9 protein-coding genes are annotated in these 6,000 nt (G+C 63.4%); 4 read left to right on the forward strand and 5 right to left on the reverse strand.

Translation table 11 applies throughout. The features are described 5' to 3' along the window. Positions 1 to 283: 283 nt before the first annotated feature. Genes ffh through rpsP form a run of 3 tightly spaced genes read left to right on the forward strand, consistent with a single transcriptional unit; the run spans position 284 to position 2,648 of the window. Positions 284 to 1,864 (forward strand): signal recognition particle protein, encoded by a 1,581-nt coding sequence (ffh, locus tag RFM40_RS31695; RefSeq protein ID WP_320278945.1) that lies wholly within the window; start codon positions 284 to 286, stop codon positions 1,862 to 1,864. 7 nt (positions 1,865 to 1,871) lie between these two features. Next, positions 1,872 to 2,198 carry a chorismate mutase gene (locus RFM40_RS31700; RefSeq protein WP_278077860.1) on the forward strand — a complete coding sequence of 109 codons (327 nt, stop codon included), beginning with the start codon at positions 1,872 to 1,874 and terminating at the stop codon, positions 2,196 to 2,198. 48 nt (positions 2,199 to 2,246) lie between these two features. After that, the gene (rpsP, locus tag RFM40_RS31705; protein ID WP_320228394.1) at positions 2,247 to 2,648 is read left to right on the forward strand and encodes a 30S ribosomal protein S16; all 402 of its coding nucleotides are present in this window, start codon (positions 2,247 to 2,249) and stop codon (positions 2,646 to 2,648) included. A gap of 166 nt (positions 2,649 to 2,814) precedes the next feature. Here the strand turns inward: rpsP and RFM40_RS31710 are convergent, their stop codons facing one another. The 5 genes from RFM40_RS31710 to RFM40_RS31730 form a co-directional block, all read right to left on the reverse strand. Next, a complete protein-coding gene (locus tag RFM40_RS31710) occupies positions 2,815 to 3,078 on the reverse strand; it encodes a YMGG-like glycine zipper-containing protein (protein ID WP_126097095.1) in 264 nt (87 codons plus the stop codon). Positions 3,079 to 3,228: 150 nt separating this feature from the next. After that, positions 3,229 to 3,756 (reverse strand): SRPBCC family protein, encoded by a 528-nt coding sequence (locus RFM40_RS31715; protein WP_320273169.1) that lies wholly within the window; start codon positions 3,754 to 3,756, stop codon positions 3,229 to 3,231. Between the two features lie 14 nt (positions 3,757 to 3,770). Further along, positions 3,771 to 4,181 carry a DoxX family protein gene (locus RFM40_RS31720; RefSeq protein WP_320278946.1) on the reverse strand — a complete coding sequence of 137 codons (411 nt, stop codon included), beginning with the start codon at positions 4,179 to 4,181 and terminating at the stop codon, positions 3,771 to 3,773. Between the two features lie 147 nt (positions 4,182 to 4,328). After that, positions 4,329 to 4,820 carry an SRPBCC domain-containing protein gene (locus RFM40_RS31725; RefSeq protein WP_320278947.1) on the reverse strand — a complete coding sequence of 164 codons (492 nt, stop codon included), beginning with the start codon at positions 4,818 to 4,820 and terminating at the stop codon, positions 4,329 to 4,331. Between the two features lie 75 nt (positions 4,821 to 4,895). After that, positions 4,896 to 5,243: an ArsR/SmtB family transcription factor gene (locus RFM40_RS31730; protein ID WP_320228398.1), complete on the reverse strand. Its 348-nt coding sequence runs from the start codon at positions 5,241 to 5,243 to the stop codon at positions 4,896 to 4,898. A gap of 250 nt (positions 5,244 to 5,493) precedes the next feature. On the opposite strand from RFM40_RS31730, the gene RFM40_RS31735 reads away from it, so the two are divergent. Further along, positions 5,494 to 5,901, forward strand: coding sequence for an ACT domain-containing protein (locus tag RFM40_RS31735; protein WP_320228399.1), 408 nt, complete (start codon positions 5,494 to 5,496; stop codon positions 5,899 to 5,901). Positions 5,902 to 6,000: the final 99 nt, after the last annotated feature.

A 6,000-nucleotide genomic window follows, 5' to 3' on the forward strand; every position in this document is an offset into this window, starting at 1 on the left:
TCCCGCAAGGGGAGAAGGAGGAGTGGGCCTGGCCCAAGCCTTGACTCTTCGGCCGATTTCCTGTCTAGACGCGCACGAATTCCGCGACGAGTACACCTTCGCGAAAGCCGACCAGGACGCCGAAGCCTCTTTGAGGCAAGTGCTGTAAACCGATCCTGGAGGCCAACACCCGGCAGCGCGATGCGCCCCCGGGTGTTTTTTGGCTTTGGGCTTTTGCTTGGCGACCCGGCGCGAACGCACTACCTCTCGGGCATCATCCGGGTGCCAGAGAAAAGGAAGAAGAATGTTTGAATCACTGCAGGAACGCCTGGGTTCGATCCTGAACGGCCTGACCGGCCGTGGCGCGCTGTCCGAGGCGGATGTCTCGGCGGCGCTGCGCGAGGTGCGCCGGGCGCTGCTCGAGGCCGACGTCGCGCTGGAGGTGGTGCGTTCCTTCACCGACAAGGTGCGCGAGAAGGCGGTCGGCGCCGCGGTGCTGAAGTCGATCAAGCCCGGACAGATGGTCGTCAAGATCGTCCATGACGAGCTGGTCGACATGCTTGGCGCCGAAGGCGTCGCCATCGACCTCAATGCGCCGGCGCCCGTCGTCGTCATGATGGTCGGCCTCCAGGGCTCGGGCAAGACGACGACGTCGGCCAAGATCGCCAAGCGCCTGACCGAGCGCCAGAACAAGAAGGTCCTGATGGCCTCGCTCGACACGCGGCGTCCGGCCGCGCAGGAGCAGTTGCGCCAGCTCGGCGAGCAGACCAGGGTCGCCACGCTGCCGATCATCGCCGGCCAGAGCCCGGTCGACATCGCCAAGCGCGCCGTGCAGGCGGCCAGGCTCGGCGGCCATGACGTCGTCATCCTCGACACCGCCGGCCGCACCCATATCGACGAGCCGCTGATGGTCGAGATGGCCGACATCAAGAAGGTGTCGTCGCCGCACGAGATCCTGCTGGTCGCCGATTCGCTCACCGGCCAGGACGCCGTCAACCTGGCGAAGAGCTTCGACGAGCGCGTCGGCATCACCGGCCTGGTGCTGACCCGCATGGATGGCGACGGCCGCGGCGGCGCCGCGCTTTCGATGCGCGCCGTCACCGGCAAGCCGATCAAGCTGATCGGCACCGGCGAAAAGATGGATGGGCTGGAGGAATTCCACCCCAAGCGCATCGCCGACCGCATTCTCGGCATGGGCGACATCGTCTCGCTCGTTGAAAAGGCCGCCGAAACCATCGACGCCGAACAGGCGGCGGCGATGGCCAGGAAGATGCAGTCGGGCAAGTTCGACCTGAACGACTTGGCCCAGCAGCTTCAGCAGATGTCGAAGATGGGCGGCATGGGCGGCATCATGGGCATGATGCCCGGCATGGGCAAGATGAAGGACCAGCTCGCTGCGGCCGGCTTCGACGACAAGATGTTCCGCCGTCAGCTTGCCATCATCTCCTCGATGACCAAGGCCGAGCGGGCCAACCCCGACCTTCTGAAACACTCGCGCAAGAAACGCATCGCCGCCGGCTCCGGCACGGACGCGGCCGAGATCAACAAGCTCTTGAAGATGCATCGCGGCATGGCCGACATGATGAAGGCGATGGGCGGCAAGGGCAAAGGCGGCGGCCTGATGCGCGGCATGATGGGCGGCCTTGCCTCGAAAATGGGCCTCGGCGGCATGATGCCCGGCGGTGGCATGCCGGACCTCTCCAAGATGGATCCGAAGCAGCTGGAGGCCTTGCAGAAGCAGGCCCAGGCGGCCGGTCTCGGCAAAGGCTTGCCTGGCGGACTCCCCGGTGGCGGCGGATTGCCGGGCCTGCCCGGCGGCATGAAGTTGCCTGGACTTCCCGGCCTGGGCGGCGGTGGGCTGCCTGGTCTTGGGAAAAAGAAGTGAGGGGGCGATGAACGAGGAGAAGGACATGGCCGACGCACGCGCCGTTCTGGCGGGCTACCGCGCTTCGATCGACAACATCGACGCCGCCCTCATCCATATGCTGGCCGAGCGCTTCCGCTGCACCAAGGCGGTTGGCGTGCTGAAAGCCGAGCATGGCCTGCCGCCCGCCGATCCGGCGCGCGAGCAGCAACAGATCGCCCGCCTCCGCCAGCTGGCGAAGGATGCGCATCTCGACCCGGATTTCGCAGAGAAGTTCTTGAACTTCGTCATCCGCGAAGTGATCCGTCACCACGAACAGATCGCCGCTAACAACGGCGTGACGAAAGCCGGCTAATCAGCCACAAACCCAATCAACGAAATCAGAGCTTTTAGGAGATAGAAAATGGCACTGAAGATCAGACTAGCCCGTGCGGGCTCGAAGAAGCGTCCCTATTACCACGTCGTCGTCGCCGACGCCCGTTCGCCGCGCGACGGCCGTTTCATCGAGGCGCTCGGCTCGTGGAACCCGCTGCTGCCGAAGGACGGCGAACGCGTCAAGGTCGACGCCGACCGCGTCAAGCACTGGCTGTCGCACGGCGCCCAGCCGACCGACCGCGTGCTGCGCTTCCTCGACGAGGCCGGTATCGCCAAGCGTACAGCCCGCTCGAACCCGGCGAAGGCTCTGCCCGGCAAGAAGGCGCAGGAGCGCGCCGCGCTGCTGAAGAAGGCGCAGGAAGACGCCGCTGCTGCCGTTGCCGCGGCGACCGCCGCGCCGGCCGAAGCGGAAGCCGCCACCGCAGAGTAATCGCCGCCTTTCACAATGCATGTCGCCCAAAAGTGCGCAGCGGTTTTGGGAAAACGACATGCATCAAAGCAAAGACTTAAAGCGCGTCGCCTGAATCCGCTTCAGTGTGACGCGCTTTAACGAAAACGCCGGGCCTTTGCCCGCCGTTTTTCTTTGGTTTGATGCCTCAATAGCCTGACGGGCAACGCGCGATGTAGACGCGCCCATAGCGGTCGCGGTAGCGGCACTGGCCGCGTTCACTGGCACGGCCGATCAGAGCGCCGGCCACCGCACCGACGGCGCCGCCGACCACCGCGCCCTGTACCGGCTCGTTGGCGACAGCCGCGCCGACGGCCGCACCGCCCAGACCGCCGATCGCGGCACCTTTTTCCGTTTGCGAGCACGCGCCGAGCGCCGTCGCCAACACCAGAATGACCATCGCTTTCTTCATTGTGGTTCCTCTCACGCGGATCGCCGTCCTCGCCGCCATTTCTTTAACTCGCAAACGGCTAATTTGATCCCGGGGCAACGGAGATTGGCGCTTCGAGTGCCTGGGCCGGTTGCGCAGGCACACCACGATGCCATTGAAATCACTAATGATTTACCGTTCTGTGGCGCGTTTCAGATTGTCGAGCCCGGCCTCGAAATCCTTGCCGATCAGCGAGTCGAAATTCATGAACAGGCCCATCAGCTTGGCGATGAACGGCCGGCCGCCGCGCATCGCCCAGGTGACCGTGGTGCCGTCGCCCGATGGCGTCAAAGTGAAGTCGACCGTGTTGTTGGCCCGGAACGGCCTTTCGAAGTCGAGCTTCAGCGAGACCAGCGACGACGGCACCGCATTGGTAATCTCCATGCGGCCGGCGCCGGCCTTGCTGTTGCCTTCCCAGGCGTAGGCCGCGCCTTTTCCGCTTTCGACGCCGGAAAGCGTTCGTTTCATGTTCGGATCGAGCTTTTCGAAGGGCGACCAGCTCGGCCAGTGCTTGAAGTCGTTGATCAGCGGGAAGATCGCTTCGGCCGGCGCCCTGATGCTGGCGGACCGGCTGACGACGAAATCGTTCGGCCGTGTCGCGGCGTAGATGAGTACGGCCGCGATGATGACGACCAGGATGATGAGGATGGCGGCAAGCATCTTTTTCTCCTCCCTTATCGCGTCAACCGGATCAGCGCGCGCAGCTTGGGGTCCCTTAGGAACAAGCCGGCCCATAGGATGATACCGAGATAGACGCCGAACAGCGTATGGGAGAAAAGCGGGCTGTCGACCCGCGCCTTGGTGGCGATGGCGCCACCCATATACGCTGTGAGCAGGATAGCGCCGAGCACAGAGGTGCGCGGCAGCGCGTAGAGCGCCGTCGAGATCAGTCCTATGATGCCGAGCATACGCGCGACATTGGGATCGGCCGGCCAGCCGAGCTGCACCATCGTCTGGGTGACGATGTCGAGCGGCGGCAGCTTGATGGTGCCATCGAAGATCATGAACAGCACGATGACGGTGCTGAGCACGCGGCCGGCCCACAGGGCACCCGACGACACGGGTGCGGTTTGAGTAATGCTCATTTGACGTTCCCTCCTGATATTTTTGGTTCGGACGCTGGCCTTCCTCGCCAGCCTTGAACCAAGGACGCCGCACGGGTCTACGGTCCGACACGTCCCGGATTTTTTTTCAAAGGCGCGGCTCATTCCGAGCGCGAACCGCACTCTCGCTCAGAGAATCTTGAGATAGGCGTCTAGCCGCTCGTAGCTCGCCATGACCATCTGGCCAAAGCCCATCTTCACCGCTATGTCGCGTGCGGCGATCGAGTTGGCGCGAACGGTCGCCACGATTCGTGTCTTGCCGCCGAAATCCTCGAACAGGATAGTCGTCACCATATTGGGTGGTGGCAAGGTATCCTGCCACTGGCTGCGGTCGAACGGCGCGTCGCGATAGACGATCCGCTCCGGGGGAGCGATCTCCAGATAGACACTGTTGGTCGGGTATTCGCTGCCATCGGCGAAACGCATGGTCAGGCGCCATTCGCCGCCTGGCCGCGCATCCATCTCGCAGACCGGGTAAGTCGACCCTTCTGGCCCCCAGAACCGGACCAGATGGTAGGGGTCGGTGAACAGCTTGAACATCAGCGAGCGTGGCGCATCAAAGGTTCGGGTGATAATGATCACCGGGTCGTCGGATGGAAGTTCGATCTTCTGATCTGTCATTTTCCCCTCTCGATTGTCTTGACAGGACAAGGCAGTTTCAAGCCGCGCATAAGCGGCGCGCTAGTTGGCCGGGCATCAATTTCGGTCTCCGCCCGAGCCCCCCGCCTGCAAGGTTTGCAGATAGGTTTCGAGCCGATCGAAGCGGGCGTCCCACAAGGCTCGATAGGATTCCAGCCATTCATCGATGGCACGCAACGGCTCCGGCTGTAGACGGCGCGGCCGAAACTGCGCGTCGCGGCCACGCGCCACTAGCCCCGCGCGCTCCAGCACCTTGAGGTGCTTCGAGACTGCCGGAAAGCTCATGGCGAACGGCTCCGCCAGCTCGGTCACCGAGGCTTCGCCAAGTGACAGGCGCGCCAGGATGGCGCGCCGTGTCGGATCGGCAAGCGCCGCTAATGTGAGGCTGAGACTGTCGGTCGCCAAGGCTATAGAACCATTTAGTTATGTAACTTATTGGTTCTATAAGGGGTAACGAAGAGCGCGTCAAGTGCCGCAGATTGAAACTAGCTGAACGGATGTCCGGTCCGCCTCAATCAGCCGAGCGGACTGCCTACTCGAGACAGGTCGCAGCAGGCTGACCCGCGAGGACTATCGGAAATCGGCGACAAATGGACTATTGGCAAAGGCAATCCGGGAGCATGACACTGCCGGCAGCACCATCCGGGGAGAATCGATGACCGGCGAGACCGACCTGCAAAGACTGCTGGCTTCGATGAAGCCGGAATTGCTTCCAGGTGTCCATGTTTTCGCAACACTGCCGCCCGGCACGTCCCTGCCAGGAAACCTCAAGCCCGTCATGAGCTTTCGCGAGCGCGAAGGCCTGACGCTGATCGTGACGGAGGACGAGGCGAAATCAGGCGGCCTGGCCGGCACGTTCCGCTGCCGGATGATCACGCTGAACATCCACTCCTCGCTGGAGGCGGTCGGCTTTCTGGCAGCCATCACGACGCGGCTGGCCGCGGCCGGCATGGGCGTCAATCCGGTCTCGGCTTTTTATCATGACCATCTGTTCGTCCCCGCCGATCGGGCAGAGGAGGCGATGGCGATACTGGCAAAGCTGGTAGAGGAGAGCCGGGCATGAGTTAAGCTCGACCTGAGGGGGCGGGTAGAGGCCTCCCCTTCTCCCCTTTGTTTGGACCGGGGACATCGCGAACAGGTGTGCGAGGACATCGCGAACAGT

It is taken from the genome of Mesorhizobium captivum, assembly GCF_033977165.1.
Lineage (GTDB): Bacteria > Pseudomonadota > Alphaproteobacteria > Rhizobiales > Rhizobiaceae > Mesorhizobium > Mesorhizobium captivum.